Source organism: Modestobacter sp. L9-4, from assembly GCF_019112525.1.
Lineage (GTDB): Bacteria > Actinomycetota > Actinomycetes > Mycobacteriales > Geodermatophilaceae > Modestobacter.
Genome location: NZ_CP077800.1, coordinates 3,736,581 through 3,763,061, shown reverse-complemented (window position 1 = coordinate 3,763,061; position 26,481 = coordinate 3,736,581). Strand labels below are relative to the sequence as shown.

Here is a 26,481-nt window from a genome sequence, read left to right as displayed (position 1 = left end):
TCAGCGCCCCCCGTCGCGCGCCGGGCGGTCCGCCGCGCGGGCGGAGACGGCCTGGTCGGCCTTGCTGCGGCGGGTCATCCGGTAGACGAGCCCGGTGGTGACGACGCCGAGGGCGACGAACACCAGCTGCACCCAGTAGAAGAACGGCCAGCCGAACAGCTCGGGGTCGCGGTGGTTGTACAGCGGCACGAGCAGCGGCACCACGACGGGCACGATCAGCAGCCAGTTCCACGGGCTGCGGTCGCTGCGCCGCGGCGGCGCGGCCGCGGGCGACTCGGGGGTGGACACGGTGTCCTCCTCCCCGGAGGGGACCTCCGGGCTCGGTCGGCCGAGCACGCTCGGCCTGCTGGGTCGACGGGTGGCTGCCGCTGGGGCCGGCGCGGGCCCGACCGGGACGGGGAGTGTGCCACGTCACAGGCGACCCTGCGGGCGTCCGTCCGCGCCGGCAGCGCGTCGTGTCCGGACCGGTACGCGGACGTGCCGACCGGGGGCCACGGAGCTGCGCGCGCACGGGGTGGCGGCCGGCGGGCGGCGAGGTCGCACGGGCTGCTCGGGGTCTCCGGCGCCCGGTGCGGACCTGGCGTGCGAACGGCGTCGTGGCCGCTCGCGGAAGGCGATCCTGCCACTTCCTCCCGACCCGGCGGCGCACCGGCCCCGGGCACGCCGACGGCCCCGGACCGTGGTGGTCCGGGGCCGTCGTCGGTGGGGTCAGCGGGTGAGGCGCACCGGTCCGGCCTCGATCGGCGTCCGGAGCAGCAGGTAGGGGTAGCGGCGCTCGTCGACGCCGCCGGCGTACCGGGCCTGCCGGTGCAGCTGGTTGGCCGTCACGTAGAGGTGCCCGTCGGCGGCCACCGACATGGTGTCGGGCCACAGCAGCCGCTCGTCGTGCACGACGGTCTCGATCGCGCCGTCGGGACGGCGGACGACGATCGCGTTCTGCTCGCCGGCGGTGGCGTAGAGGTTGCCGGCGTCGTCGGTCTCCAGGCCGTCGCCGGCGCTGCCCTTGTCGCCCTCGTCGACGACGGTGGCCGCGACCGCGTCGTCGTCCAGGCTGCGGTCGACCAGGGCGTCGGTCGAGACGCTGTACCAGTGCCGGGCGGCCAGCGGGCAGTACCAGAGCCGGGCGCCGTCGGCGGAGATCGCGATGCCGTCGGAGCCCATGGCCACCGGCTGCGGCTCGGCGTCCGGGCTCTCCTTGGTGAGGAAGGGCCGGCCCTCGACCATCAGCAGCAGGTCCGGCGGCACCTGCGCCTTGGTCGAGGGGTGGTCGCGCAGCCGGCGCCAGGAGTCCCCGGTGGCCAGGTCGACGACGATGATCCCGTTCTCACCGGAGTCCGCGGAGTCGGTGATGTAGGCGATGCCGGCCTCCCCGCGGGACAGGTCGAACCGGACGTCGTTGAGGTAGGTGGTCTCCAGCGCCGTCTCGCGCGGGAAGACGATGGTCTGGACCACCGTGTCGGTGGTCAGGTCGATGCAGACCAGCTTGGGGCCGCCGGGCTTCGTGGGCTGGAACAGCGGGGAGCCGGTGTCGAGCACCCACAGCCGGTCCGCGGGGTCGACCACGATGCTCTGCACGCTGACGAACGCGCTCTCGTCGTCGTCCCCGCTGGGCGAGTTGGTGGCCTGGTCGGGGTAGGCGACGGCCTGCCCGTCGCGGATCTCGGCGACGGTGAACTCGACGTCGTCACCCCACTTGGGGAAGTTCACGAACACGCGGCCGGTGTGCGAGACCGAGACGCCGGTCGGCATCGGGCCGGACGTGAAGGCGTGCACCACCTCCAGCTCGCCGTAGGGGCGGTCGGTCTGCGCGTCAGCTGTGCTGTCGGTCATGCAGGCGGTCCTGCCCAGCGGACCGCCGGATGCAACCTCGTCGCACCCGGCGAGGGCATACAGTTGCAGCGACCAACCACCGTCCTCGCCAGGAGCCCGCCGGATGAGCACCGTCCTCGCCGAACCGGCCACCGCCGCACGCCCGGCCTCCCGCCGCACCCGGCTGCTGCCGCCGGTGCTCGTCTACGTCGGACTGCTCGTCGCGGTCGTCAGCAGCCTGGGCTCTCCCCTGGTCCCGACGATCGCCACCGACTACGGCGTCTCCCTCGGCAGCGCCCAGTGGACCCTCACGGTGACCCTGCTGGTGGGCGCGCTGGCCGCGCCGGTGATCGGCCGGCTGGGCGACGGCCCGTGGCGCCGGACCGTGCTGCTGACCGTGCTGGCCGTGGTCGTCGCCGGCAGCGTGCTGGCCGCCCTGCCGGGACCCTTCGCCCTGCTGCTGCTCGGCCGGGCCGGTCAGGGCACGGGGCTGGCCCTGCTGCCGCTGGCGATGAGCGTGGCCCGCGACCACCTGCCGGCCGAGCAGGCTCGCCGGACGCTGGCCACCCTGTCCGTGACCGCCGTCGTGGGCGTGGGGCTGGGCTACCCGATCACCGGCCTGATCGCCGAGCACCTGGACTTCCACGCCGCCTTCTGGCTGGCCGCGGTGCTCGGCGCCGGCGCCGTCCTCGCCGTGGCGCTGGTCGTGCCCGGCAGCTCCGACCGCGGGCGCGAGCCCTTCGACGGCCTGGGTGCGGTCCTGCTCGGGCTCGGCGTGGGCGGGCTGGTGCTGACGATCAGCGAGGGCGAGACATGGGGCTGGGCCTCCCCGCGACTGGTGGGGACGGCGGTCGCCGCGCTGGTGTTCCTCGCGGCGTGCACCTGGCACGAGCTGCGCACCACCCACCCGCTGGTCGACCTGCGGCTGATGCGGCACCGCACCGTGCTCACCGCCAACGTGACCGGCGCCCTGGCCGGCGTCGGCATGTACATGCTTATGTCGATGGTCATCCGGTTCGTGCAGACGCCGGAGTCCGCCTCGGGCCTCGGCGCCTCGGTGGTCGTCAGCGGGCTGGTGCTGCTGCCGATGTCGGCGGCCAGCTTCGGCGCCAGCCGGCTGGTGACCTGGCTGAGCCGCTGGGTCGACGCGACCCGGATGCTGCCGCTGGGTGCCCTGCTGTTCGCCGCGGCGCTGTTGGTCTTCGCGACCAGCCGCAGCCACCTCTGGGAGATCCTGGTGGTGATGGCCCTCGCCGGCCTGGCCATCGGCAGCTCGTTCTCCGTGCTCCCCCGGCTGATCGTGCGTGCGGTCCCGGGCACGGCGACCAGCAGCGCGCTGGCGCTCAACCAGGTGCTGCGCACGGTCGGCTTCTCCATCGGCAGCGCGCTCAGCGCCACCATCCTCACCGCGCACACCATCGCGCCCTCGCCGTTGCCGACCCCGCGGGGCTACACCGTGGGCGCGGTCGTCGCGATCGCGCTGTGCCTGCTCACCGCCGTGGTCAGCGTCGTCCTCGGCTCCCGGCGGGAGCCCGGGCCGGCTCCGGTGCTGGACGCCGACCAGGAGCTGGCCGTCGAGGAGGACACCGACGCCGCGCTCACCGGGGCCGTGGCCTTCGACCCCGAGGACGTCCGGCCGGCCGCGCGCGGGGTCAACTGACCCGGCGCACCATGGCGACCCGTGCGCCGTGCCGGTCCAGGCCCAGCTCGGCCTCCCGCCGGCGCAGGGCCTGCAGCGCCGGGGTCGGCTCGGTGACCTGCCAGCCGTGCCGGGCGTAGAACGGCGCGTTCCACGGGACGTCGGCGTAGGTGAGCAGCGTGATGCGGTCGGCGCCGTGCGCGCGGGCCGCCTCGACGCCTGCCGCCAGCAGCGCACCGCCGATGCCCCGGCGGCTGTACACGGGGTGCACCGACAGCTGCTCCAGGTGCACCGCGCCGTCGAGCAGCTCGAGGACGGCGAAGCCCTGCACCGACTGCCCGACCACCAGCACCCGCCAGGACCGCGCCCGCTCCTCCGCGCTCGCCGGCGCCGGCAGGTCCGTGATGCCCAGCGGCACGAACAGCTCGTCGGCGGCGGCCTCGACGGCGGGCAGCTGGACGAGGTCGTGCGCGTCGGCGGTGCGCACGACGTGGCGGTCTGTCGACATGCCGGCACGGTGGCACACCGCGCGACCGGGGTCCCGCTGACCGTCCAGTGGGCAGTTGCGGTCGTCGACACGGGCGGACGCGCCGCGACGAACGGCCGCAACTGCCCACTCGGCCCCCGGCCCCGCTGCAGGGTCCCGCCGCGAGCGTGCGAGCGGTGGGGAGCAGCGGGGCCCTTGTTCAGTCCATCAGCGGGTCGGCGTCCTCGTCCTCGGTGTAGGCGGCCCAGAGGGTGGCGTAGGCGCCGCCGCGGGTGAGCAGGTCGGTGTGGGTGCCGACCTCGACCACCCGGCCGCCGTCCATCACCGCGACCCGGTCGGCGCGGGCGGCGGTGGTGAGCCGGTGGGCGACGACCAGCGTCGTGCGGCGGTGGGCCACGGCGTCGGCGGCCCGGGTGACGGCGGCCTCGCTGGCCAGGTCCAGCGACGCGGTCGCCTCGTCCAGCAGCAGGATGTCGGGGTCGACCAGCTCGGCCCGGGCCAGCGCGAGCAGCTGCCGCTGACCGGCCGACAGCGAACGGCCGCGCTCCCCCACCCGCGTCCGGTAGCCCTGCGGCAGCCCGGCGACCATCTCGTGCGCGCCCACCGCGCGGGCCGCGGCCTCCACCTCGGCGTCGGTGGCGTCGGGCCGGCCGTAGGCGATCGCGTCACGCACCGAACCGGAGAACAGGAACGCCTCCTGCGGGACGACGCCGAGCCGGCCGCGGTACTCGAGCAGGTCCAGCGAGCGCAGGTCGGCGCCGTCGACGCACACGGCACCTGACGTCGGGTCGTAGAAGCGGGCGACCAGCTTCACCACCGTCGACTTGCCGGCACCGGTCTCCCCCACCAGCGCCAGCGTCTCCCCCGGCGCGACGGTCAGCGAGACGTCGTGCAGCGCGGGGGCGGGCGCGCCGGTGTAGGCGAACGTGACGTCGGTCAGCTGCACCTCCCCGCGCAGCCGGCCCACCGGGCGGGCGTGGGCAGCGGCGGGCGTGGAGGTGGGCAGCCGCAGCAGGTCGCGCAGCCGGCGCAGTCCCACCGAGGCCTGCTGGTAGCTGTCGAACACCTGCGACAGCTGCTGCACGGGGGCGAAGAACGTGTCGACGTAGAGCACGAAGGCGATCAGAACACCCGCGGTGATGTCGCCGTCGGCCAGCCGGGACGCCCCGACCGCGAGCACCGCGGCCGCCGCCACCTCCGACAAGAACTCCACGAACGGGAAGTAGGTCGCGATGTAGCGCTGGGCCCGCAACCGCACGTCGCGGTAGGCCTTGGCGTAGCCGCGGAACACCTCGGTGGAGTGCTCGGTGCGCTCGAACGCCTGCGTCACCCGGATGCCGGCGACGTCCTCCTGCAGCCGGCCGTTGACCGCGCTGACCCGCTCGCGCGCCTCGGTGTAGGCCGGCACCGAGCGCGACCGGAACCAGACGGTGGTGACCACCAGCACCGGCAGCGTCGCCAGCAGCACCAGGGCCAGCTCGGCGTCGAAGAGGAACAGCGCGACCAGCACCCCGACCAGGGTGAGCACGCTGATCACCGCGGTGGTCAGGCCGGTCTGCAGGAACGCCGACAGCGCGTCGACGTCCGTCGTCATCCGGGTCATGATGCGGCCGCCGAGCTCGCGCTCGTAGTAGTCCAGCCCCAGCCGCTGGAGCTGGGCGAACGTCTTGACCCGCAGCGTGTACAGCAGCCGCTCCCCGGTGCGCCCGGTCAGCCAGGCCGCCCCGCGGGCGACGGCGAAGTCGACCAGCACGACGGCCAGTGCTAGGCCGGCGACCGTGAGCAGCAGGGACGTCGAGCGGGCGGCGATGCCGTTGTCCACGCCCTCGCGCACCAGCGCGGGGATGGCCAGCTGCGCCGCGGTGTCCGCGGCGACCAGCACCAGCGCCGCGGCCAGGGCCCACCGGAACGGCCGGATCAGCCGCCACAGCGTGAAGTCGGTGTCGGCGGCGCGCGCCCGGGCGGCGGGCACCTCGGGCTGGTCGTCGGCCGGGGGCAGCTGCGCCACCAGCGCCCGCAGCGAGGCGGTCGGCGCGGCGGCCGCCATCGCCGAACCGCGGCCGCCGATCGACCCGGCCGCCTCCCGCAGCGGGCCGGCGTCCGCGGCGACCGGCGCCGGGTCGGGCCAGGCCGCGGCGGTGACGCCACCGACCGGGGCCGCGTCGAGCTCGGGCACGTCGCCGGCGCCGGACAGCAGCAGCCGGAACAGCGGCGAGCGCGCCTCCAGCTCCGCCGCCGTCCCGACGTCGACGACCCGGCCGCCGTCGAGGACGGCGACCCGGTCGGCCAGCGCCAGCGTCGAGCGGCGGTGCGCCACGAGCAGCGTCGTCCGGCCGCGGACGGCGGTGCGCAGCGCGGTGTGGATGCGCGCCTCCACGGCGGCGTCGACGGCGGAGGTCGCGTCGTCGAGCACCAGCACGCGGGGGTCGGTGAGCAGCGCGCGGGCCAGTGCGACCCGCTGCCGCTGGCCGCCGGACAGGGTCAGGCCCTGCTCGCCGACGACGGTGTCGTAGCCGTCGGGCAGCTCGCTGATGAACCCGTCGGCCTGCGCGGCACGGGCCGCGGCGCGCACGTCCTCGTCGGAGGCGTCGGGACGGCCGAAGGCGATGTTGGCCCGCACCGAGTCCGAGAACAGGAAGCTGTCCTCGAAGACGACGCCGAGCGCCGCGCGCAGCGACCCGGTGTCCGCGTCCCGGACGTCGACCCCGCCGACGCGCAGCGCGCCGGCAGAGACGTCGTAGAACCGGGGCAGCAGCGACACGACGCTGGACTTGCCCGACCCCGAGGAGCCGACCAGCGCGAGGGTCTCCCCCGGCTCGACCCGCAGCGAGACGCCGGAGAGCACCGGCCGGTCGGGCGTGTAGCCGAAGGTGACGTCGTCCAGCTCGACGGTGAGCGGCCCGGCCGGCAGCGGCGTCGGGCCGGACAGCAGGGTCGGCCGGGCGTCGATGACCTCCAGCACCCGCTCGACCCCGGAGCGGGCCTGCGGGCCGATGGTGAGCAGGGCGGCGAGCTGGCGCACCGGCGACACGAGGGCGGCCAGGTAGGTGGCGAAGGCCAGGAACGTGCCGAGGCTGATCGACCCGCGCAGCGCGAGCCAGCCACCGAGGGCCAGCACGCCCACCTGGCCCAGCGCGGGCACGGCCTGCAGCAGCGGGTTGTAGCGGGCGGTGAACCGCACGACACGCATCCGGGCGCCGTACAGCGTGCGGGCGCCGGCGTCGATCCGGTCGAGCTCGCGGTCCTCCTGACCGAAGCCCTTGACCACCCGGACGCCGGTGACCGCGGCCTCGACGTCACCGGCGACCTCACCGGCCTGCTGCTGGGCGGCCCAGTTGGCCGGGAAGAGGTCCCGCCGCGAGCGCAGCCCGACCCACCACAGCGCCGGGCCGACGGCGAGGGCGACCAGGGTCAGCAGCGGTGAGAGCCAGGCCATCACGCCCAGGGAGACGACGAACAGCAGCGCGTTGCCGGTCAGGTTGGGCAGGAAGGCCAGCAGCCCCTGGACCAGGGTGATGTCGCTGATCGAACGGCTGACCGCCTGCCCGGTCTGCAGCCGGTCCTGCCCGGGGCCGTCGAGGCGGGCCAGCGCGGCGTGGACGTCGTTGCGCAGGTCGTACTGCACGTCCAGCGACAGCCGCCCGGCCAGGTACCGGCGCACGAAGCCGGCGCCGAAGCGCAGCAGCCCGGCCAGCACCAGCGCGACGACGAAGGGCGTGACGTCGACCGCGGTGCCCGAGGTGGCACCGGCCACGACCCGGTCGACGACGGCGCGGGTCAGCAGCGGCGCGATCGCGGCGATCACCGAGCCGACGAGGGCGGCGGCGAAGGCACCGACCAGGTCGCCGCGGTGGCGCAGGCAGTAGCCGACGAGCCGCCGCAGCCAGCCGGGCTCGGCAGTTCCAGCGGTCGTGGTGGCGCTCACGCGGCAGGAGAGGGGGTGAACGGCACGACGTCCAGTGTGCGACTCCCCTGCCGGCCGCGCCGCCGACGGGGTGGCAGGGTGGCGGCGTGGCGGACAGGGGGTTGCACGCACCGGCCTGGCTGGAGGAGCTGGTGCGCACCAGCTCGCCCCCGGTGCCCTGGCGCGACGTCGTCCGCTTCGCCCTCGTCGTCCCCGCCCCGCTGGCCGCGGCGCTGGCCGTCGGCGGGATCGACGGCTCGGCGCTGGGCGCCGGGGTGTTCGCCACGATGGGCTCGCTGGCCGCGACCCTGGCCCCGCAGTCCGGGCCGCTGCGGGTCCGGCTGCGGCGGGTGGCGGCGGCCTCGCTGCTGGGCGGGGGCGGGCTGGTCGTCGGGCAGGCGCTGACCGGGGGCGGCTGGGTGCCGGTCGTGCTGATGGCGCTGGTCGCCGCCCTCGCGGCGCTGCTCAGCTCGGTGAGCGCCGCGTACTCCCTCGGGGCGCTGCAGCTGCTCGTCTACGCCGCGGTCTCCTCCGGGCTCAACACCCCCCTGCCGGCGTCCGCCGAGGTCGGGTGGTTCCTGGCCGGGGCGGCGCTGGGTGCGCTGGCGGTGGTGGTGCAGGCACGCACCGAGCCGCTGGACCCCGACCGGGAGGCCGTCGGCACGGTGTTCGCCCGGGTCGCGGACCTGCTGGAGGCCATCGGCACCGAGGCGACCGAGGAGGCCCGCCGCGCCCTCACCCTGGCGCTCAACGACGGCTACGACCGGGTCATCCACGCCCGCAGCCGCTCGGCCGGGCGCAACCGCGAGCTGGCCGGGCTGGCCGGGGTGCTCAACGCCGCCGCCCCGCTGGTCGAGGGCGCGGTGGCCAGCGCCCGGGCCCGGGTGCCCGCCGACTCCCGCGACGTCGGGGCCGCACGGGCACTGGCCGCGGCGGTCACCGACCGCCGCCCGCTGCTCGGCGAGCGCCCGCCCCGGGTGGAGGACGCCCCGGCTCAGCAGCGCGCCGTCCGGCACGGCCTGCGGCTGGTCTGGGACGTCGTCGGCGACCCCGAGGAGCGCGCCTCGGCCGCCGTCGTGCGGCCGCGGCTGGACCGGCGGGTGCGGCTGCACGACCTCGCCGACCGCACGGTGGGCAACGCCGACTCCCGCGCCTTCGTCGTCCGGCTCACCCTCTGCATGACGGTGGCCGAGATCGCCCGCCAGCTGCTGCCGATCGACCGGCCCTACTGGGTCGTGCTGACGGTGGCGATCGTGCTCAAGCCCGACTACGGCTCGGTGTTCACCCGGGCGGTGCAGCGCGGCGCCGGCACGCTGCTCGGGGTGCTGATCGGCTCGCTGCTGCTGCTCGTCGTCTCCCGCGACGCCTGGGTGCTGGTGCCCCTGGCGCTGGCCGCCGGCGCGCTGCCGTGGGCGCGCAACGGCAACTTCGGGCTGTTCTCGGTGTTCCAGACCCCGCTGATCATCCTGCTGCTGGACCTGGCCACCCCCAGCGGCGCGCAGCTGGTGGGCACCCGGCTGGTCGACACGCTCATCGGCTGCGGCATCGTGCTGGTCTTCGGCTACCTGCTGTGGCCGCAGACCTGGCGGGCCCCGCTGGACGACGCGCTGCGTGCCGCGGCCCTGGCCCTGGACCGGTTCGTCGACGCCGCCTTCAACGAGAGCCCCGAGGACACCCGCCGCGCCCGGCGGGCCAGCTACCGGGCGCTGACCGAGCTGCAGACGCAGCTGCAGCGCCGGCTGGCCGAGCCGCCACCGATCAGCACCCGGGCGGCGGCCTGGTGGCCGGTGATCGTGCAGCTGGAACGCACCTCCGACGCCGTCACCGAGGCGGTGATCGCGATGCGCTCGGGCGAGCCGGCTCCTGAGCCCGGCCAGGTAGCCGTGCTGCGCAAGGCGGTGCGCGAGCTGGAGGCCGACCTGCGCGACCACCGGGTGCCCGACGACGCCGAGATCGACGCCACCGGCGTGCTGGCACCGGTGGCCCGCGAGGTCGACGCGGCCCGGAGGCTGGTGCGGGAGACCACGCCCGGACGGCGGTCCGGCGTCCGCGGCGCCGACGACTGAGCGCTCACTCCCGCACGTCGGCCGGGCCCGCGCTCATCGGGTACCCGGCCGCGGTCCACGCCTCGACGCCGCCGGCCAGGTCGGTCGCCCGGGCCAGCCCGATGGCCCGCAGCGAGGCCGCGGCCAGGCTGGAGCTGTAGCCGTGCCGGCAGACCACGACCACCTCCAGGTCGGGCCCGGTGGCCTCCGGTACGTGCCACGGGCAGGTCGGGTCCAGCCGCCACTCCAGCACCGTGCGGTCGATGACCAGCGCGCCGGGGAACTCCCCCTGCACCCGGCGGTGGGACTCGGTGCGGGTGTCCACGACCAGCGCGCCGCGGGCCACGGCGGCGCCCAGCTCCTGCGGCGTCAGCCGGTGCACGCCCTCCCGGCTGGCGGCCAGCACGTCCTCGATGCCCATGGCCGCAGCCTGCCCGAGCGCGCCGCGACGGCACCACCCGGACCGGACTCCCAGGCGCCTCCCCGTCCGTTCCCAGACCGGCGGCCCACGATCGGGGCATGCTCCCCCGCCGACCTGTCGTCACCCTCGTCACGGCGCTGGCGGTCCTCGCCGGGACCGCGGCGCTCGCCGGGTGCGACGCCGCCCCCGACGCCAACACCGGCACCTCCTCCAGCCACGCGGTGGACCGGGCCGGCAACGACCCCTCGGGCGTGCTGCAGGGCCACCTGCCGGACCTGAGCAACTCCGTGCCCGGCGGCGACGGCCGGTCCACCCACCGGCCGGGCGTCTGACCGATTCGGACGCGGCGGCCGCACGCGGGAGCGCCGCACCGGCAGGATGGGTGCCCATGGGCCTCTTCCGCCGCCGTCCCGCCGACCCCGCCGCCGGCATCGCCGGCTTCTGGTCCTGGTGGGCCACCGACGGCGCGGCTCGCTGCGCCGGGGCCATCGCCGCCGGGCAGGCCGAGTCGCTCGCCGACGTGCTGGGGCCGGCCGTCGAGGGCGTGCACCGGAACCTGTCCTGGGAGCTGGGCCCGGGCGTGGACAGCGAGCACGTCCTGGTCGTCACCGCGGCCGGTGACCCCGGGCTGCGCTCCGTCGCCCGGCGGTGGCTGCTGGCCGCACCGGCTCCCGACGCGGTGTGGGAGTACGCCGACTCGCGCCCCGTGGAGCAGGCGCTGGACTGGGGGCTGTCGGTCGAGGGACGCACGGTCGACGCCGCCGACGTCGTCGCGGTGTGGACCCGCACCGGCCGGGCGCCCGAGCTGGACGTCGCCCTGCACCACCCCGCCCTCGCCGCGCTGCCGGAGGGCACCCGGGGCGAGCTGACCTTCCTGCTGCTCGACCACGCGCTCGGCGAGACGGCCGTCGAGACGTGGGTGGGTGCCATCGACGCGCTGGTGGACCCACCGGCCCCGCAGGACGACGTGCAGGTGGGCGACCTGGCCGCGCTGCGGACCGCCGTGCAGGAGCTGGCCGCCGACGTCGGTGCGGACAGCTGGGCCCTGCTGGAGGCCACCACCGCCGACGGCCAGCCGGTGCTCGCCGTCGCCCGGCAGCCGCTACGCGCCACGACCGCACCGCACCTGGACCGGCACGTGCGGGTCGAGCTGCCCTACACCGACCTCACCGACGCCGGGCTCCCCGGACCGGCCTCGCTGGAGCCGCTGCGGGAGGTGGAGGACGACCTGGGCGCCCGGCTCGGCTCCGCCGGGCGGCTGGTGGCCCACGAGACCAGCGGCGGGGTGCGCACCCTGCACGTCTACGTCGACGCCACCACCGACGCCGCCGACCGGGTGGAGCAGCTGGCGGCGGGCTGGCCGCAGGGACGCCCCCGCACCACCGTCGAGACCGACCCCGGCTGGCGCGCGGTGCGGCACCTGCGGGGCTGAAAACCGCTGGCCAGGTCGGTGGTGGCAGCCTAACGTCCCTCCTCGCCCGGGGTCAGCAGCGGCGACGGCATCGCCGTCGCAGGTCCTGCGTGTCGGCTCCGGGCATGCCATGTCAGGGCAGACGTCTCTGGAACGTCCGGGTTCACCTCCCCAGGCCGTCCGGCGCGCGGTCGTCCGGGCGCGGTCGGTCTGCGACACCCCGGTGTCCCCCGTCCCGTGCCCGACCGCGCGCCGGCCGGTCCCCCGGCAGGCACCCGAGCGAGCAGGAGGAGAGAGCACCGTGCGGATCGTCGTCGAGCAGTGGGAGCGGGTCCTGGGCTACCGGGACGGCCGCTTCGTCGAGGTGCTCGAGCCCGGCCGGCACCGGCGCGCCCGGCGGCGGCACCGGTTCGTGCGGGTCGCCGTCCGGCCGCGCCTGCTCACCGTCGCGAGCCAGGAGGTGCTCACCGCCGACGGGCTCACGGTCAAGGTGAGCCTGCTGGCGACCTGCCGCACCGCCGACCCGCGGCAGTGGCACGAGGCCGTCGAGGACGCCGACGGCTTCGTCTACGCCGCGCTCCAGGTCGCGCTCCGCGAGGCGGTCGCCGGCCGCACCCTCGACGAGCTGCTCACCGCCCGCGAGGCGCTGCCCGGCGTCCTGCGGGAGGCGGTCGCCCAGCGCGCGGAGGCGGTCGGCGTCACGGTCGAGGACGTCGCGGTGCGGGACGTGATGGTCCCGGCGGAGCTGCGGCGGGCCGCGGCCGGCGTCGCCACCGCCCGGGCCGAGGGGCTGGCGGCGCTGGAGCGGGCCAGGTCGGAGGTCGCCGCGACCCGGGCCCTGGCCAACGCGGCGCGGATGGTCGCCGAGCAGCCGGGGCTGCTGCAGCTGCGCACCCTGCAGGCGGTCGAGGCCGGTGGGGCCACCGTCGTCCTGACCACGGGGCCCGGCACCGACGTCGTCCACCCGGCGGGGTGACCGGACGGCGGCGTCCTGCGACGTCGCCGTCCGGGTCAGGCGACGGGGGCGTGCGCCCCGTCGCGGAAGGAGGTGACGGAGGCCGCCGGCAGCGGGCGGGACAGCAGGTAGCCCTGCACCAGGTCGCAGGCGTCGGCGCGCAGCAGCTCCAGCTGGTCGACCTCCTCCACGCCCTCGGCGACCACGGTCAGCCCGAAGGTGTGCGCCGCGCGGATGATCAGCGCCACCAGCTCCCGGTTGCCCGGCTCGGTGGAGGCGATGAAGCTGCGGTCGATCTTCAGGGTGTCCACCGGCATCGAGCGCAGCTGCCCGATCGAGGTGAAGCCGGTGCCGAAGTCGTCGATGGCGATGCCGACCCCGTGCGCCCGCAGCGCGGCCAGGTTGTCGATGGCCGCGGGGTCGTCGACCAGCACGGTCTCGGTCACCTCGACGATGAGCAGCTCGGCCGGGAAGCCGGAGGCGGCCAGCGCGGCCAGCACGTCGTCGACGACGCCGGGCTCGGCGAGGTGCCGGCCGGAGATGTTCACCGCGAGCGTCCGGTCGGCGGCGGTCGGGTCCTCCGCGCGCCACTGCGCCAGCTGCCGGGTGGCCTCGTGCAGCACCCACCGGTCCAGCTCGCAGATCAGCCGGGTGGCCTCGGCGGCCGGGATGAAGGAGTCCGGCGGCACCATCCCGTGGCCGGGCCGGTTCCAGCGGATCAGTGCCTCGTAGCCGGTCAGCCGGCCCGACGCGACGTCGAGCACGGGCTGGTAGTGCAGCTGCATCTCCCCACCCCGGATGCCGGCGGTGATGGCGGCCTCCAGCTCGGCCCGGGCGGTCAGCTCGGCGCGCAGCGCGTCGTCGAACACCTCGGCCCGGCCGCGGCCGTGGCCCTTGGCCCGGTAGGCCGCGGCGTCGGCCTCGGCGAAGAGGACGTCGGCGTCGGTGCCGGCGTCGCGGGCGATCGCCACCCCGACGCTGGCCCCGATCCACATCTGGTCGGCGCCGACGTCGATGGGCCTGGCCGCGACCGCGACGATCCGCTCGGCCAGCTCGACCAGGTCGCGCTCCTCGGCAACCTGCTCGACCAGGACGACGAACTCGTCACCGCCGAGCCGGCAGACGACGTCCCCAGAGCGCACGGTGGCGAGCAGCCGGCGGGCCACCTCCTGCAGGACGGCATCCCCGTGGGCGTGCCCGAAGCCGTCGTTGACGCCCTTGAAGCCGTCGAGGTCGACGAACAGCAGGCCGGTCATCACCCCGGACCGCTGGGCACGGTGCAGCGCCGAGTCGACCAGCACCCGCGCCTGGGCCCGGTTGGACAGGCCGGTCAGCGGGTCGTGGGTGGCCTGGTGGGTCAGGGCGAACTGCAGGCGCTCGCGCTCGCGCACCGACTCCACGATCTGCTGGACCGAGGCGTGCACGACCTCACCGAGCGGGCCGGGGAGCGGCTGCTCGAGGACGGGGCTGGTGAGGTCGCCCTCGGCGACGGCAGCGGCCTGTGCCTGGATGCGGCGCAGGCTGGCGACGGCCGAGCCGAGCGCGGTCGAGACGGTGCGCACTTCGCGCGGCCCACCGCCCTCGACCTCCACCAGCTCACCGCGGCTGACCTGGTCGGCCTGCCCGGCGAGCACGCGGAGGGAGCGGGAGATGCTGCGGCCGGTGAGGGCGGCGCCGAGCGTCGCGGCGAACAGCACGCCCAGCGCGGCGAGCAGCGTCCGGTCGCGGCGGTCGTCGGCGGCCTCGTGGTCGGCGGCCGCGGCGGCCTGGGCACCGTCGACCGCGGTCTGCAGCAGCCCGGTCAGGGCGGCGTCCCGGTCGTTGGTGTGGCTGACCAGTGCGGCCACCTGCAGGATCGAGATCGGGGCGGCCGTCACGTCGTCGGCCTGCGCGGCCAGGACGTCGTCGACCGAGGTCAGCGCGTCCGACGTCCGGACGCCGTCCCAGGCGGCCTGCAGCGCCGGCTGCGCGAGCTCGTCCATCTGGCTGCGCGCGTCGGTGTAGGTGCGCCAGGCGGCGCGCCAGTCCAGGGCGGGACCGTCGGTGCCGGAGAGGGTGGTCTGGGTGCTGAGGAACAGCGGGATCGCGCGGCTCGCCGTGCGGGCCAGCCGGGCGACGAGCTCCACGTCGTGCGTGGCGAGGTTGGTCTCGGCGGAGACCTCCTCCCCGCCGGCCGCCGACGCCGCGTCCCGCTGGGCGGCCATGAGCATGTCGGAGACGGCCAGGTACTGCGTGTAGGTGTCCTGCGGGGAGGCCTGCTGGCCGGCCGAGCCGGCCCGCACGGCGGCGAGCTGCGCGGTGGCGCGCTCGGCGACCTCGGCACCCACGGACCCGGCGGGCAGGGAGGCGAGCGCACCGTCGGTGACCTGCTGCGCCTGCGCGAGCCCCTTCTCGGCGTCGGCCAGCTGCGCCGCGACGAGGAAGGACGGGAGCCCGGTGAGGGCCACCGCGCCGGGGTCGCGCAGGACGGCGATGGACAGCACCGGGATGATCTCGTGCTCGACGCTGCTGCGGGCGGCGTCCAGCTGCGCGACGGCGCGCACCGCGGACTCCGCACCGGTCGCGGTCGCCGCCTCGGTCACGGCGCCCTGCACGAGGACGGTGGTGAGCGCGGCGACGCCGATCGTCGGGACGAGCACCAGGGCCGAGAGGTGTGCCCACAGGGGGGTGCCCCGGCCCGCCGGGCGGGTCGTGGATCGGAGTCGCATGCCCTCCCATCGGCCTGCGACACCTCGGTGTTGAGCGCCCCACCCGGAGGGGTGAGGCGTCAGGGGGTGGGCGCGGAGGGTCTCGAACCCCCGACCACTCGCTTGTAAGGCGAGCGCTCTACCGCTGAGCTACGCGCCCCCGGCCCCCTCGCAGGGCCCTACGAGGGGGTCCTTCCTCAGGCCGCGGCGGACAGGCCGGCGACGGCGTCCTTCCAGCCGGACTGCGCACGGGCGTCACCGGGCTGGTTGACCTCGGCGAAGGCGATCGCCCCCTCGGCGTCGACGAGGAAGGTGCCGCGCAGGGCCATGCCGGCCTTGTCGTTGAACACGTCGTAGGCGCGGGCGGTGTCGCCGTGCGGCCAGAAGTCCGACAGCAGCGGGAACTCGAAGCCCTCCTTCTCGCGGAAGGCCTTGAGGCTGAAGGTCGGGTCGGTGGAGATCGCGACCACCTGGACGCCGGCCTCGGTGTAGGAGCCCAGCTCGTCGCGCAGCTGGCACAGCTCACCGGTGCAGATGCCGGAGAAGGCGAACGGGTAGAACACCACGAGCACCGGCCGGCCCCGCAGGTCGGCCAGCGACACGACCTGCTTGTCCTGGTCGGGGAGGCTGAACTCGGGCGCGACGTCACCGACGGAGAGGCTCATGCCCTCATCGTGCCGCACCCGGTGACGGCCTGGAACGGCCCCCTCGCAGGGGCCCGCGCCGTCGGCCCCGTCGCAGGGGCCCGTCACGAGCGGAGCGAGTGGCGGGGGGCGACGGGGTCTTCGGATCAGCGACGGGTGCGGGCGGCCTTCGGCGTGACCAGCCGGATGCCCGACCAGTCCTTGGCCGCGGAGATGCTGGAGGTCTGCTGCAGTCCGGCGGTGGGGGCGGCCTCGGTGACGTCACCGGGCTCGACGTGGCCGGGCCGCCCGGACTTCGGGACCAGCAGCCACACCACGCCGTCCTCGGCGAGGGAGGCGATGGCGTCCACGAGGGCGTCGATCAGGTCGCCGTCGTCCTCGCGCCACCACAGCAGGACGGCGTCGGCCACCTCGTCGGAGTCCTCGTCGACCATGTCCCCGCCGGAGAGCTCGACGACGGAGTCGCGCAGGTCCTCGTCGACGTCCTCGTCCCAGCCGAGCTCCTGCACGACCATGCCCGGCTTGATCCCCAGCCGGGCAGCCATGCTGGTGCTCCCCGAGTCGACGCTCATCCCTGCTGTTCCTCCATGTGCTCGACTGCCCGGTCTGCTCCGGGCTTCAGCTTCGTGCGGTGCCCGTCGCGTGTGCGCCGGGCGGGTGTCCTGCAGGGATGGTGCCCTGTCCCGGACCGACGTGCCCGGCCGGGACCCTTCCCGGCTCTGCCCGGCGGCTGCCGGGCGTCGCGGGCGGACCTCACCGGGCCACCGTTGCAGCGGAGCGTAGGGCATCGGCGGCACGGCGCAAGGTCTGCGCACGACCGCAGGGGTCACGGGGGCCGGCGGCGGGGTCCCGAAGGCCGTCGGAGGGGTCTCCGGGGACATCCGCAGGGGCCCGATCGCGAGGCAACGTGACGTGCGCCGCCCCGGCAGGAGACGATGGGCACATGAGTGCCACGCAGCAGTCGGACGGAGACCCCGCCCGCATCACCGGCAGCCCCCGCGCGGTCATCACCGACGGGCGGCCGAGCCAGCTCCCCGACACCGACCCGGACGAGACCCAGGAGTGGCTGGAGTCCCTCGACGCGGTCGTCGACAACGCCGGCCGCAACCGCGCCCGCTACCTGATGCTCCGCATGCTGGAGCGCAGCCGCGAGCAGCAGGTCGGCGTCCCCGCGCTGCGGAGCACCGACTACATCAACACGATCGCCCCGGAGCAGGAGCCGTGGTTCCCCGGCGACGAGGACGTCGAGCGCCGGATCCGCGCCTACATCCGGTGGAACGCCGCGATCATGGTCCACCGCGCCCAGCGGCCGGGGATCTCCGTCGGCGGCCACATCTCCTCCTACGCCTCGTCGGCGTCGCTGTACGAGGTGGGCTTCAACCACTTCTTCCGCGGCAAGGACCACCCCGGCGGCGGCGACCAGATCTACTTCCAGGGGCACTCCTCCCCCGGCATCTACGCCCGCGGCTACCTCGAGGGCCGGCTCGACGAGCACCAGCTCGACGGCTTCCGCCAGGAGGTCAGCCACTCCGGCGGCGGGCTCTCGTCCTACCCGCACCCGCGGCTGATGCCCGACTTCTGGGAGTTCCCCACGGTCTCCATGGGCCTGGGCCCGATGAACGCGATCTACCAGGCGCGGTTCAACCGCTACCTGCACGACCGCGGCATCGCCGACACCTCCGACCAGCACGTCTGGGCGTTCCTGGGTGACGGCGAGATGGACGAGGTCGAGTCGATCGGCCCCATCGGGCTGGCCGCCCGCGAGGAGCTGGACAACCTCACCTTCGTCGTCAACTGCAACCTGCAGCGCCTCGACGGCCCGGTCCGCGGCAACGGCAAGGTCATCCAGGAGCTGGAGTCGATCTTCCGCGGCGCCGGCTGGAACGTCATCAAGGTCGTCTGGGGCCGCGGCTGGGACAAGCTGCTGGCCGCCGACCGCGACGGCGCGCTGGTGAACCTGATGAACTCCACGCCCGACGGCGACTACCAGACCTACAAGGCCGAGGACGGCGCCTACGTCCGCGAGCACTTCTTCGGTCGTGACCCACGCACCCGCAAGCTGGTCGAGGGCATGAGCGACAAGGAGGTCTGGGACCTGCAGCGCGGTGGCCACGACTACCGCAAGGTCTACGCCGCCTACAAGGCCGCGATGGAGCACAAGGGCCAGCCCACGGTCATCCTCGCCAAGACCATCAAGGGCTGGACGCTGGGCAGCCACTTCGAGGGCCGCAACTCCACGCACCAGATGAAGAAGCTGACGGCCGAGGACCTGGCCAACTTCCGCGACCGGCTGCACCTGCCGATCCCGGACGAGGCGCTGGACAAGACCCTGCCGCCCTACTACAAGCCCGCCGCCGACTCCGACGAGATGCAGTACATGCTCGAGCGGCGTCAGGCCCTCGGTGGGTCGATCCCCCGCCGCCGGCACACCGCCGCGCAGCTCAAGGCCCCCGACGACAAGGCCTTCGAGGTCGTGCGCCGCGGGTCGGGCAAGCAGGAGGTCGCCACCACCATGGCGTTCGTCCGGCTGCTCAAGGAGCTCATCAAGGACCCCGAGCTCGGCCCGCGCTTCGTACCGGTGATCCCCGACGAGGCCCGCACCTTCGGGCTGGACTCGCTCTTCCCGACGAAGAAGATCTACAACCCGCACGGCCAGAACTACACCTCGGTCGACCGCGAGCTGATGCTGGCCTACAAGGAGTCCACGACCGGGCAGATCCTGCACGAGGGCATCAACGAGGCCGGCTCGTCGGCGTCGTTCATCGCCGCGGGCACCTCGTACGCCACGCACGGCGAGGCCATGATCCCGATCTACATCTTCTACTCGATGTTCGGGTTCCAGCGCACCGCCGACGAGTTCTGGGCGGCCGCCGACCAGATGACCCGCGGCTTCCTGCTCGGCGCCACCGCCGGCCGGACGACGCTGAACGGTGAGGGCCTGCAGCACGAGGACGGCCACTCGCTGCTGCTGGCCGAGACCAACCCCGCCGTCGTGTCCTACGACCCCGCGTTCTCCTACGAGGTCGGGCACATCGTCAAGGACGCCCTCCGCCGGATGTACGGCGAGGACCCGGGCGCGCCGCTGGGCGGCGACCGCGACCCGAACGTCATGTACTACCTGACGATCTACAACGAGCCCTACGTGCAGCCGGCCGAGCCCGCGGACCTGGACGTGACCGGCCTGCTGGCCGGCATGTACCGCTACGCCGAGGGCCCGGCTGTGGAGGGCTCTGCCGACGAGGGCGGGGCCACGGGCACCAAGGCGCAGGTGCTGGCCTCCGGTGTCGCGGTGCCGTGGGCGCTGCGGGCGCAGGAGCTGCTGGCCGAGGACTGGGGCGTCTCGGCGGACGTGTGGTCGGTGACCTCGTGGAACGAGCTGCGCCGCGAGGCCCTGGCCGCCGAGGAGTGGAACCTGCTCAACCCGGCCGAGGAGCCGAAGGTCCCCTATGTCACCGCCCAGCTGGCCGACGCCCCCGGGCCGGTCGTCGCGGTCTCGGACTGGATGAAGGCGGTGCCGGACCTGCTGGCGCCGTTCATGCCGAACGGGATGACGTCGCTGGGCACCGACGGGTTCGGCCTGTCCGACACCCGCCCGGCGCTGCGGCGGCACTTCCGGGTCGACGCCGAGTCGATCGTCGTCCGCACGCTGGCCTCGCTGGCCAACCGCGGCGAGATCGAGCGCGACGTCGTCCGGCAGGCCGTAGACAAGTACCGGATCGGCGACGTCCAGGCCGCCCCGGAGGACACCAGCACCACCCCCGAGCAGCAGCCCGAGGCGTAGCAGTCCCCTGATGGAGTCCCAGCGCATCAAAAACCGAGCGCTGGGACTCCATCAGCACGTTCAGGACAGCGCCTGGACCGCCATGAGGGCGTACATCGCGACGCCGGCGGGGAGCGCCGACTCGTCGAACACGACCAGGTTCGAGTGGTTGCCCGGCGCGGTGGCCGGGTCGAGCTCGGGCAGCCGCGCGCCGAGGAAGGCCATGGCGCCCGGCACCTGCTCGAGCACGTAGGAGAAGTCCTCGGCGCCCATCAGCGGCTGCGCCATCACCGCACTGGCCTCCGCGCCCAGCAGGACGGCGGCGGCCTCGGTCACCTGGGCGGCGACCTCGGCGTCGTTGACGGTCACCGGGTAGCCCTCGACGTGCACGAACTCCCCGCGCAGCTCGTGAGCCGCGGCGACGTGCTCCCCCACCCGCTGCACCGAGGCCAGCACGTCCGCCCGGCGCTCGGGCGACAGGGTGCGGATCGTGCCGTGCACCAGCGCGGTCTCCGGGATGATGTTGTCCGTCCGCCCGGCCTCCAGGTGCCCGACGGTGACGACGGCGGGGTCGAAGACGTCGACGCGGCGGGTGACCATCATCTGCAGCGCCAGGATGATCTCGGCGGCCACCGGCACCGGGTCGGCGGCCATGTGCGGGGTCGAGGCGTGCCCCCCGCGGCCGTGCACGGTGATCGTGAACTGGTCGGCCGAGGCCATCATCGAGCCGGGCCGCACGTTGATCGTGCCGGTGGGGAACGCCGCGGAGATGTGCAGCGCGAACGCACCGCTGACCGGGGCCTCCGGGACGACGTCCAGCAGCCCCTCGTCGAGCATGAACCGGGCGCCGTGGTGGCCCTCCTCCCCCGGCTGGAACATGAACACGACCTGCCCGGCGAGGGACTCCCGGCGCTCGGACAGCAGCCGGGCCGCCCCGACGAGCATCGCCACGTGGGTGTCGTGGCCGCAGGCGTGCATGACGCCGGGGTTCTCGGAGGCGAAGTCCAGGCCGGTGTCCTCGGCCACGGGCAGGGCGTCCATGTCCCCGCGCAGCAGGTAGGTGGGGCCGGGGCGACCGCCGCGCAGGACGCCGACCACCGACGTGGTGCTCGTGCCGGTGGTCACCTCGATCGGCAGGTCGGCCAGCGCCTCGACGACCAGCGCCTGGGTGCGCGGCAGCTGCAGCCCGATCTCCGGGGTGCGGTGCAGGGCGCGGCGGAGCTCGACGGTGCGGTCGGCGTCGGCGCGGGCGGCGGCGAGCAGGTCAGCGGCTACGGATGCATCGGCAGGCATGCCGCACAGTCTGTAGCAACGCTCACGACCGGGGGAACCGCTAGCGTGCCCGGCATGTCCTGGGACGACAGCCGCCGATCGTTCACCGAGGCCGCCGGGTGGTTCCTGTCCACGGTCGACCGGGTCGGCGACCGCTGGACCGAGCCGGGGCTCGGCGAGTGGGACGTGCGCGCCCTCGTCGGCCACACCAGCCGGTCGTTCCTCACGGTGGAGGCCTACCTCGCCCGCCCCGCCGCCACCGCCGAGATCCGCTCCTCGGCCGGGTACTACGCGGCGACCCGCGCGGCGGCGGCCTCCCCCGCGGTCGCCACCCGCGGGCGCGAGGCCGGTGCGGCCCTGGGCGGGGCACCCGCCGCCGCCGTGCACGACATCGCCGCGCGCGTGCTCGCCCTCGTCGGCACCTGCGACGGCACCGAGCTGGTGACCACGATCGCCGGTGGCATGCGCCTGGTGGACTACCTGCCGACCCGCACGTTCGAGCTGGTCGTGCACGGCCTGGACCTCGCGCGGGCACTGGGCGAGCCGCTCGACGTCCCGGCGGCGCCCGCGGCGGAGGCCCTCGCGCTGGTCGCCGAGCTGGCGGTCACCGGCGGGCAGGCCGGCCCGCTGCTGCTGGCCGCGACCGGCCGGACGACGGACCTCTCAGTCCTCTGACGCCCACGCCGGGCGGGCGGCGTCCAGCTGCCAGACCAGCACCCGGTCGCCGTCCGCCGGCTCGGCTCCGGTGAGCACCTCCTCGCCGCGCACGACCACCCGCAGCCCCGCGGGCACGTCCGCCCCGGCCGGCCCGAGCCAGAGCCGGGCGTCGGGGCGGCCGAGGTCGACCCAGCCGGTGGGCCGCAGCAGCACGTCGTGCGCCGGCTGCGCGCCCGGGGCGGCGGCCCGCAGGTACGTCTGGACGACGTGCGCCCCGCTCGCGCCGGCGACCTCGTCGTGCTCGAGCCCACGCCCGGCCCGCAGCACCGCCACGTCGCCGGGACCGAGCACCGCCTCCCGGCCCCAGGCGTGCCGCAGCGACCCGGCGAGCAGGACGGCGACCACGTCGACGTCGGCGTGCGCGTGCCGGCCGTACCCGGTGCCGCCGTCGAGCCGGTCGTCGGCCATCCGCAGCAGCGGGCCCAGCGACCCGTCGTCCGGTTCGAGCAGCACCCGCGAGGTCACGCCGACAGCCTGCCCGGCAGCGCCCGGAACGCAAGCGCCACGAGCAGCGTCCAGGCGACCCCGAGCGCCCACCCGCCGACCACGTCGGACAGGAAGTGCACCCCCAGCCACATCCGCGTGCAGCCCACCAGCAGGGCCAGCGCGACGCCGGCGGCCAGCGCCCCGCGCCGTCCGGCCCGCGACAACCGCGGCCAGGCGAGCAGCAGGCCGACGGTGACCAGGGTGGCGATGCCGGAGGCGTGCCCGCTGGGGAAGCTCAGCGAGTCCAGCCGCGCGCCGCCGTCGGCGAACTGGGGGCGCGCCCGCCCGACCAGCTCCTTGACCGCGGTGGTCAGCGGGCCCACGAGCGCGGTGGCGGTCAGCACCCACCCGGCGGTCCGCCACGCGCGTCGGCGCGCCAGGACGACCAGCACCGGCAGGACGACGACCGCCCGGACGGCGGAGGACCCGGGCGCCGTGGCCACCTGCAGGACCGCCTCGTGCAGCCCCGACCGGTCGTCGCCGGCGTAGAGGGCGGAGCTGACCGCGCGGTCCAGCCGGAGCAGCGGCCCGGCCTGCACCGCCACCGCCCGGCCGAGCAGCGCGACGAGACCCAGGAGGAGAATCGAGACGACGACGACCGCCGCCGGGCGACCCGAACGGGCGGTGTGCACGCACTCCACGATCCCCGACGGTGCGCGCCGTGACAGGCTCGGGGCATGGAACCAGCCGCCCGGGCCGGGGTGAGCCCGCCCTCGGAGGCCACCCTGCGCCGGCTCGAGCGCGCCTCGGGCGCCCTGGCGACGCAGGCGGTGGCCCGGATGGACGAGGAGCTGTCCTGGTTCCGGGCGATGCCGGCGGCCCAGCGGTCGTGGGTGACGCTGGTGGCCCAGGCGGGGATCGCCTCGCTGGTCGAGTGGTGCCGCAACCCCGGCCGGCCGCCGAAGCTCACCGGAGAGGTGTTCGGCGCCGCGCCCCGCGAGCTCATGCACGCCGTCCCGCTCAAGCGCTCGGTCGACCTGATCAAGGTCACCGTCGAGGTGGTCGAGGACCGGGTCGAGCAGGTCGCCGAGCCCGGGGACGCCGACCGGCTGCGGCTGACCGTGCTGCAGTTCAGCCGGGAGATCGCCTTCGCCGCCGCGCACGTCTACGCCAGCTTCGCGGAGAACCGCGGCGCCTGGGACGCCCGGCTGGAGGCCCTCGTCGTCGACGCCCTGGTGCGCGGCGACCGCTCCGAGGAGCTGCCCGGCCGTGCCGCCGCGCTCGGCTGGGCGGAGACCGAGCCGGTGTTCGTGCTGGTGGGTTCCGCGCCGCCGGACGGGCAGGACGCCCGGGCCGCCGTCCGCCGGGCCGCCCGGTCGCTGGGCTGCGAGGTGCTCGTCGGGGTGCACGCCGACGAGCTGGTCGTCGTCCTCGGCGGGGCCGCCGACCCGGCGGCGGTCACCGACCGGGTCTGCCGCGAGTTCGGGCCGGGCCCGGTCGTGCGGGGACCGCGGGTCGACTCGCTCGCCCGCGCCGGGGAGTCCGCGACCGCCGCGCTGGCCGGGCTCCGCGCCGCGGCCGCCTGGCCCGACGCCCCCCGCCCGGTCGACGCCGAGGACCTGCTGCCCGAGCGCGCCCTGGACGGCGACCCACTGGCCCGCGCGGCGCTGTCCGAGCGGATCGCGCTGCCGCTGCAGGGCGCCGGCGGCGAGGTGCTCGAGACGGTGCGCACCGTGCTGGGCACCGGTGGCAACCTGGAGGCCAGCGCCCGCGCCTTGTTCGTGCACACCAACACCGTGCGGTACCGCCTCAAGCGGGCCACCGAGCTCACCGGCTACTCGGCGACCGACCCGCGGGGGGCGTGGACGCTGCAGCTCGCGCTCGCCCTCGCCCACCTGGAGGGCGACCGCTCGCTGTGGCACTGACGTCGTGGGGTTCTTCACCGACACGCGGCCGCGCGGCTGGTTGACCGGGCCCGTCTTGTAGGGATCCTCCAAAGAGTCGTGGGTGTTGTTCGTGGGCGATGCCAGTACGCGCGGGCCGCCGGAATGGCACGGTGAACAGGTGCTCGCCGTCCTCGCCCCTGGTCAGGGGGCCCAGAAGCCCGGGATGCTCACCGAGTGGCTCGACCTCCCGGGCGCCGAGTCCTTCTTCCGCTGGGCCGGTGCCATCGCCGACGCCGACCTCCTCGAGCTCGGCACGACCGGCGACGCGGAGGCCATCCAGGACACCGCGGTGACCCAGCCGCTGGTCGTCGCCATGAGCCTGTTCATCGCCCGCGAGCTGGGCGGTCTGCCCGGCCCGGTCGTGCACTCGCCGCAGACCGGCCGGGACGTCGTCATCGCCGGGCACAGCGTCGGTGAGCTCACCGCCGCCGCGCTGGCCGGGGTGCTGTCGGTGGAGGCCGCGATCGCGCTGACCGCCGTCCGCGGCCGGGCGATGGCCCGCGCCTGCGCGCTGGAGCCCACCGGGATGTCCGCCGTCCTGGGCGGGGACCCCGCCGAGGTGCTGGCCGCGATCGAGGGGCACGGCCTGACGCCGGCCAACATGAACGGCGGCGGGCAGGTCGTCGCCGCCGGTCCCCTCGACGGGCTGGCCGCGCTCAAGGCAGACCCGCCGGCCAAGGCCCGGATCGTGCCGCTGTCGGTCGCCGGTGCCTTCCACACGTCCTACATGGCCCCCGCCCGCGAGGAGCTCGAGGGCCTGGTCGGCGGTCTCCGCCCGGCCGACCCCAGCCGGCTGCTGCTGTCCAACGCCGACGGCGCCGCGGTCGGCAGCGGCGCTGAGGTCGTCTCCCGGCTGGTCAGCCAGGTCACCAGCCCCGTGCGCTTCGACGCGTGCCTGGCCACCCTGCGCGGCCTCGGGGTCGCCGCGGTGCTCGAGCTGCCGCCGGCCGGCGCGCTCGCCGGCCTGGCCAAGCGGGAGTGGAAGGGCGCCGGCATCGAGGTGCTGGCCCTCACCGGTCCCGCCGAGCTCGACCGCGCCCGTGAGCTCATCGCCGCCGAGCGTGGCCGCGCCGAGGCCGAGCACGCCCCGGAGTGGCGCGTGCTCGTCTCCCCCGCCCGCGGCACCGTCGTCCCGGCCGAGGTGCCCGAGGGCACCCGGGTCCCGGCCGGCACGCCGCTGGGCCGCATCCGTGGCCGCCGGGAGGAGGTCGACGTGTCCGCCGGGTACGACGGCGTCCTCGCCGAGTGGCTCGTGCAGGACGGCGACCTCGTCGACGCCGGAGATCCGCTCGTCCGTCTCTACCCGGAGGTTCCCCGATGACCGCCATCACGCTGCGCAAGGGCGCGCCCGGCGCACAGATCCTGGGACTGGGCGCCTACCGGCCGCGCCGCCGGGTCACCAACGACGAGCTGTCCACGATGATGGACACCAACGACGAGTGGATCCAGACCCGCGTCGGCATCGCCGAGCGCCGCTGGGCGTCCGAGGACGAGACGCTGGTCGAGATGGCGGTCGCCGCCGGCGGCAAGGCGCTGGCCGCCAGCGGCCTGGCCCCCGAGGACGTCGACCTGGTCATCGTGGCCAGCGCCAGCCTGACCGCGCCGATCCCGGGCATCGGCCCGCAGGTCGCCCACCGCCTCGGCATCCCCCGCCCCGGCGCCTTCGACCTCAACGCCGGCTGCGCCGGGTTCTGCTACTCCCTCGGCCTGGCCAGCGACGCCATCCGCAGCGGCGATGCCCGCAACGTGCTGGTGGTCGGGGTCGAGCGGCTCACCGACGTCACCGACCTCGCCGACCGCACCACCGCGGTGATCTTCGCCGACGGCGCGGGCGCGGCCGTGGTGGGCGCCTCCGAGGAGCCCGGCATCGGCCCGGCCGTGTGGGGCAGCGACGGCGACCAGTACAACGCCATCGAGATCGCCGCGGGCCGCTCCACGATGACCATGGCCGGCCAGGCGGTCTACCGCTGGGCGACCACGAAGCTCACCGAGACCCTGTTCGAGGCGCTGGACCGGGCCGGCGTGACCGCCGCCGACATCGACGTCTTCGCCCCGCACCAGGCCAACCTGCGGATCGTCGAGTCGATGGCCAAGAAGCTGGGCCTGACCGAGGACACCGTGATCGCCCGCGACATCGTCCAGTCCGGCAACACGTCGGCCGCCTCCATCCCGCTGGCGCTCACCGCGCTGCAGGAGTCCGGCGAGGCGAAGTCCGGCGACCTGGTGCTGGTGCTCGGCTACGGCGCCGGGCTCACCTTCGCCGGTCAGGTGCTCCGCCTCCCCTGAGGCCCCGGTGACCCGCCTCCGGTGAGGCGGGCGCCCCCCACACTCCCGGGACACCCGTCCCGGACGACGGCA

At 75.4% G+C, this 26,481-nt stretch carries 21 protein-coding genes and 1 tRNA gene; 10 read left to right on the top strand and 12 right to left on the bottom strand.

Annotated features, from left to right (window positions below):
- Together KUM42_RS17850 and KUM42_RS17845 are read right to left on the bottom strand one after the other, a co-directional pair.
- Positions 1–288 (bottom strand): DUF3311 domain-containing protein, encoded by a 288-nt coding sequence (locus KUM42_RS17850; RefSeq protein ID WP_237493863.1) that lies wholly within the window; start codon positions 286–288, stop codon positions 1–3.
- Positions 289–708: 420 nt separating this feature from the next.
- Positions 709–1,830 (bottom strand): major royal jelly family protein, encoded by a 1,122-nt coding sequence (locus KUM42_RS17845; protein ID WP_237493862.1) that lies wholly within the window; start codon positions 1,828–1,830, stop codon positions 709–711.
- Between the two features lie 103 nt (positions 1,831–1,933).
- On the opposite strand from KUM42_RS17845, the gene KUM42_RS17840 reads away from it, so the two are divergent.
- Positions 1,934–3,469: an MFS transporter gene (locus KUM42_RS17840; RefSeq protein WP_237493861.1), complete on the top strand. Its 1,536-nt coding sequence runs from the start codon at positions 1,934–1,936 to the stop codon at positions 3,467–3,469.
- Here the strand turns inward: KUM42_RS17840 and KUM42_RS17835 are convergent.
- A complete protein-coding gene (locus tag KUM42_RS17835) occupies positions 3,462–3,956 on the bottom strand; it encodes a GNAT family N-acetyltransferase (protein ID WP_237493860.1) in 495 nt (164 codons plus the stop codon). The genes KUM42_RS17840 and KUM42_RS17835 overlap by 8 nt on opposite strands.
- Positions 3,957–4,134: 178 nt before the next feature.
- Positions 4,135–7,860 carry an ABC transporter ATP-binding protein gene (locus KUM42_RS17830; RefSeq protein ID WP_237493859.1) on the bottom strand — a complete coding sequence of 1,242 codons (3,726 nt, stop codon included), beginning with the start codon at positions 7,858–7,860 and terminating at the stop codon, positions 4,135–4,137.
- A gap of 86 nt (positions 7,861–7,946) precedes the next feature.
- Between KUM42_RS17830 and KUM42_RS17825 the strand changes: the two genes are divergently transcribed.
- The gene (locus KUM42_RS17825; RefSeq protein WP_237493858.1) at positions 7,947–9,905 is read left to right on the top strand and encodes an FUSC family protein; all 1,959 of its coding nucleotides are present in this window, start codon (positions 7,947–7,949) and stop codon (positions 9,903–9,905) included.
- A 4-nt stretch (positions 9,906–9,909) separates the two neighbouring features.
- On the opposite strand, the gene KUM42_RS17820 is transcribed toward KUM42_RS17825, so the two are convergent.
- Positions 9,910–10,305 (bottom strand): rhodanese-like domain-containing protein, encoded by a 396-nt coding sequence (locus KUM42_RS17820; RefSeq protein WP_237493857.1) that lies wholly within the window; start codon positions 10,303–10,305, stop codon positions 9,910–9,912.
- 98 nt (positions 10,306–10,403) lie between these two features.
- Between KUM42_RS17820 and KUM42_RS17815 the strand changes: the two genes are divergently transcribed.
- The 3 genes from KUM42_RS17815 to KUM42_RS17805 all read left to right on the top strand — a co-directional run bounded on the left by KUM42_RS17815 (position 10,404) and on the right by KUM42_RS17805 (position 12,692).
- Complete coding sequence (locus KUM42_RS17815; RefSeq protein ID WP_237493856.1) at positions 10,404–10,637, top strand: hypothetical protein; 234 nt, start codon at positions 10,404–10,406, stop codon at positions 10,635–10,637.
- A gap of 56 nt (positions 10,638–10,693) precedes the next feature.
- A complete protein-coding gene (locus KUM42_RS17810; RefSeq protein WP_237493855.1) occupies positions 10,694–11,737 on the top strand; it encodes a DUF695 domain-containing protein in 1,044 nt (347 codons plus the stop codon).
- Positions 11,738–12,017: 280 nt separating this feature from the next.
- The gene (locus tag KUM42_RS17805; RefSeq protein WP_237493854.1) at positions 12,018–12,692 is read left to right on the top strand and encodes an SPFH domain-containing protein; all 675 of its coding nucleotides are present in this window, start codon (positions 12,018–12,020) and stop codon (positions 12,690–12,692) included.
- 35 nt (positions 12,693–12,727) lie between these two features.
- Here KUM42_RS17805 and KUM42_RS20450 read toward each other — a convergent pair whose 3' ends face one another.
- The 4 genes from KUM42_RS20450 to KUM42_RS17775 all read right to left on the bottom strand — a co-directional run bounded on the left by KUM42_RS20450 (position 12,728) and on the right by KUM42_RS17775 (position 16,574).
- Entirely contained in the window at positions 12,728–15,379 is a 2,652-nt protein-coding gene (locus tag KUM42_RS20450; protein WP_370629319.1) for a putative bifunctional diguanylate cyclase/phosphodiesterase, read from the bottom strand.
- A 67-nt stretch (positions 15,380–15,446) separates the two neighbouring features.
- Positions 15,447–15,518: transfer RNA gene (locus tag KUM42_RS17785), tRNA-Val, on the bottom strand.
- A 37-nt stretch (positions 15,519–15,555) separates the two neighbouring features.
- Positions 15,556–16,023, bottom strand: coding sequence for a peroxiredoxin (locus KUM42_RS17780; RefSeq protein ID WP_237493853.1), 468 nt, complete (start codon positions 16,021–16,023; stop codon positions 15,556–15,558).
- 125 nt (positions 16,024–16,148) lie between these two features.
- Positions 16,149–16,574 carry a DUF3052 domain-containing protein gene (locus KUM42_RS17775; RefSeq protein ID WP_237493852.1) on the bottom strand — a complete coding sequence of 142 codons (426 nt, stop codon included), beginning with the start codon at positions 16,572–16,574 and terminating at the stop codon, positions 16,149–16,151.
- Between the two features lie 371 nt (positions 16,575–16,945).
- On the opposite strand from KUM42_RS17775, the gene aceE reads away from it, so the two are divergent.
- A complete protein-coding gene (gene aceE / locus KUM42_RS17770) occupies positions 16,946–19,783 on the top strand; it encodes a pyruvate dehydrogenase (acetyl-transferring), homodimeric type (RefSeq protein WP_237493851.1) in 2,838 nt (945 codons plus the stop codon).
- A 60-nt stretch (positions 19,784–19,843) separates the two neighbouring features.
- Here the strand turns inward: aceE and KUM42_RS17765 are convergent, their stop codons facing one another.
- Positions 19,844–21,055, bottom strand: coding sequence for a M20 family metallopeptidase (locus KUM42_RS17765; protein ID WP_237493850.1), 1,212 nt, complete (start codon positions 21,053–21,055; stop codon positions 19,844–19,846).
- A gap of 54 nt (positions 21,056–21,109) precedes the next feature.
- On the opposite strand from KUM42_RS17765, the gene KUM42_RS17760 reads away from it, so the two are divergent.
- The gene (locus tag KUM42_RS17760; protein ID WP_237493849.1) at positions 21,110–21,709 is read left to right on the top strand and encodes a maleylpyruvate isomerase N-terminal domain-containing protein; all 600 of its coding nucleotides are present in this window, start codon (positions 21,110–21,112) and stop codon (positions 21,707–21,709) included.
- On the opposite strand, the gene KUM42_RS17755 is transcribed toward KUM42_RS17760, so the two are convergent.
- Both KUM42_RS17755 and KUM42_RS20340 read right to left on the bottom strand, forming a co-directional pair.
- Positions 21,698–22,216 carry a pirin family protein gene (locus KUM42_RS17755; RefSeq protein ID WP_237493848.1) on the bottom strand — a complete coding sequence of 173 codons (519 nt, stop codon included), beginning with the start codon at positions 22,214–22,216 and terminating at the stop codon, positions 21,698–21,700. The two genes, KUM42_RS17760 and KUM42_RS17755, sit on opposite strands and share 12 nt — an antisense overlap.
- Positions 22,213–22,869 carry a phosphatase PAP2 family protein gene (locus KUM42_RS20340; protein WP_304610712.1) on the bottom strand — a complete coding sequence of 219 codons (657 nt, stop codon included), beginning with the start codon at positions 22,867–22,869 and terminating at the stop codon, positions 22,213–22,215. The genes KUM42_RS17755 and KUM42_RS20340 overlap by 4 nt, the downstream gene beginning before the upstream one ends.
- 45 nt (positions 22,870–22,914) lie before the next feature.
- Here KUM42_RS20340 and KUM42_RS17745 point away from each other — a divergent pair, with 45 nt between their 5' ends.
- From KUM42_RS17745 to KUM42_RS17735, 3 genes are all read left to right on the top strand, one after another.
- On the top strand, positions 22,915–24,102 hold the full coding sequence (locus KUM42_RS17745) for a CdaR family transcriptional regulator (RefSeq protein WP_237493847.1): 1,188 nt from the start codon (positions 22,915–22,917) through the stop codon (positions 24,100–24,102).
- A gap of 139 nt (positions 24,103–24,241) precedes the next feature.
- Entirely contained in the window at positions 24,242–25,444 is a 1,203-nt protein-coding gene (locus KUM42_RS17740; protein WP_237493846.1) for an acyltransferase domain-containing protein, read from the top strand.
- Complete coding sequence (locus KUM42_RS17735) at positions 25,441–26,409, top strand: beta-ketoacyl-ACP synthase III (RefSeq protein WP_237493845.1); 969 nt, start codon at positions 25,441–25,443, stop codon at positions 26,407–26,409. Before KUM42_RS17740 ends, KUM42_RS17735 begins: the two co-directional genes overlap by 4 nt.
- Positions 26,410–26,481 lie beyond the last annotated feature (72 nt).

Coding starts and splice junctions, on each gene's coding strand:
- KUM42_RS17735 (WP_237493845.1), top strand. CDS start 25,441: ATGACCGCCATCACGCTGCGCAAGGGCGCGCCCGGCGCACAGATCCTG.
- KUM42_RS17780 (WP_237493853.1), bottom strand. CDS start 16,023: ATGAGCCTCTCCGTCGGTGACGTCGCGCCCGAGTTCAGCCTCCCCGAC.
- KUM42_RS17745 (WP_237493847.1), top strand. CDS start 22,915: ATGGAACCAGCCGCCCGGGCCGGGGTGAGCCCGCCCTCGGAGGCCACC.
- KUM42_RS17835 (WP_237493860.1), bottom strand. CDS start 3,956: ATGTCGACAGACCGCCACGTCGTGCGCACCGCCGACGCGCACGACCTC.
- KUM42_RS17820 (WP_237493857.1), bottom strand. CDS start 10,305: ATGGGCATCGAGGACGTGCTGGCCGCCAGCCGGGAGGGCGTGCACCGG.
- KUM42_RS17810 (WP_237493855.1), top strand. CDS start 10,694: ATGGGCCTCTTCCGCCGCCGTCCCGCCGACCCCGCCGCCGGCATCGCC.
- KUM42_RS17775 (WP_237493852.1), bottom strand. CDS start 16,574: ATGAGCGTCGACTCGGGGAGCACCAGCATGGCTGCCCGGCTGGGGATC.
- KUM42_RS20450 (WP_370629319.1), bottom strand. CDS start 15,379: ATGCGACTCCGATCCACGACCCGCCCGGCGGGCCGGGGCACCCCCCTG.
- KUM42_RS17840 (WP_237493861.1), top strand. CDS start 1,934: ATGAGCACCGTCCTCGCCGAACCGGCCACCGCCGCACGCCCGGCCTCC.
- KUM42_RS17760 (WP_237493849.1), top strand. CDS start 21,110: ATGTCCTGGGACGACAGCCGCCGATCGTTCACCGAGGCCGCCGGGTGG.
- KUM42_RS17765 (WP_237493850.1), bottom strand. CDS start 21,055: ATGCCTGCCGATGCATCCGTAGCCGCTGACCTGCTCGCCGCCGCCCGC.
- KUM42_RS17845 (WP_237493862.1), bottom strand. CDS start 1,830: ATGACCGACAGCACAGCTGACGCGCAGACCGACCGCCCCTACGGCGAG.
- KUM42_RS17815 (WP_237493856.1), top strand. CDS start 10,404: ATGCTCCCCCGCCGACCTGTCGTCACCCTCGTCACGGCGCTGGCGGTC.
- aceE (WP_237493851.1), top strand. CDS start 16,946: ATGAGTGCCACGCAGCAGTCGGACGGAGACCCCGCCCGCATCACCGGC.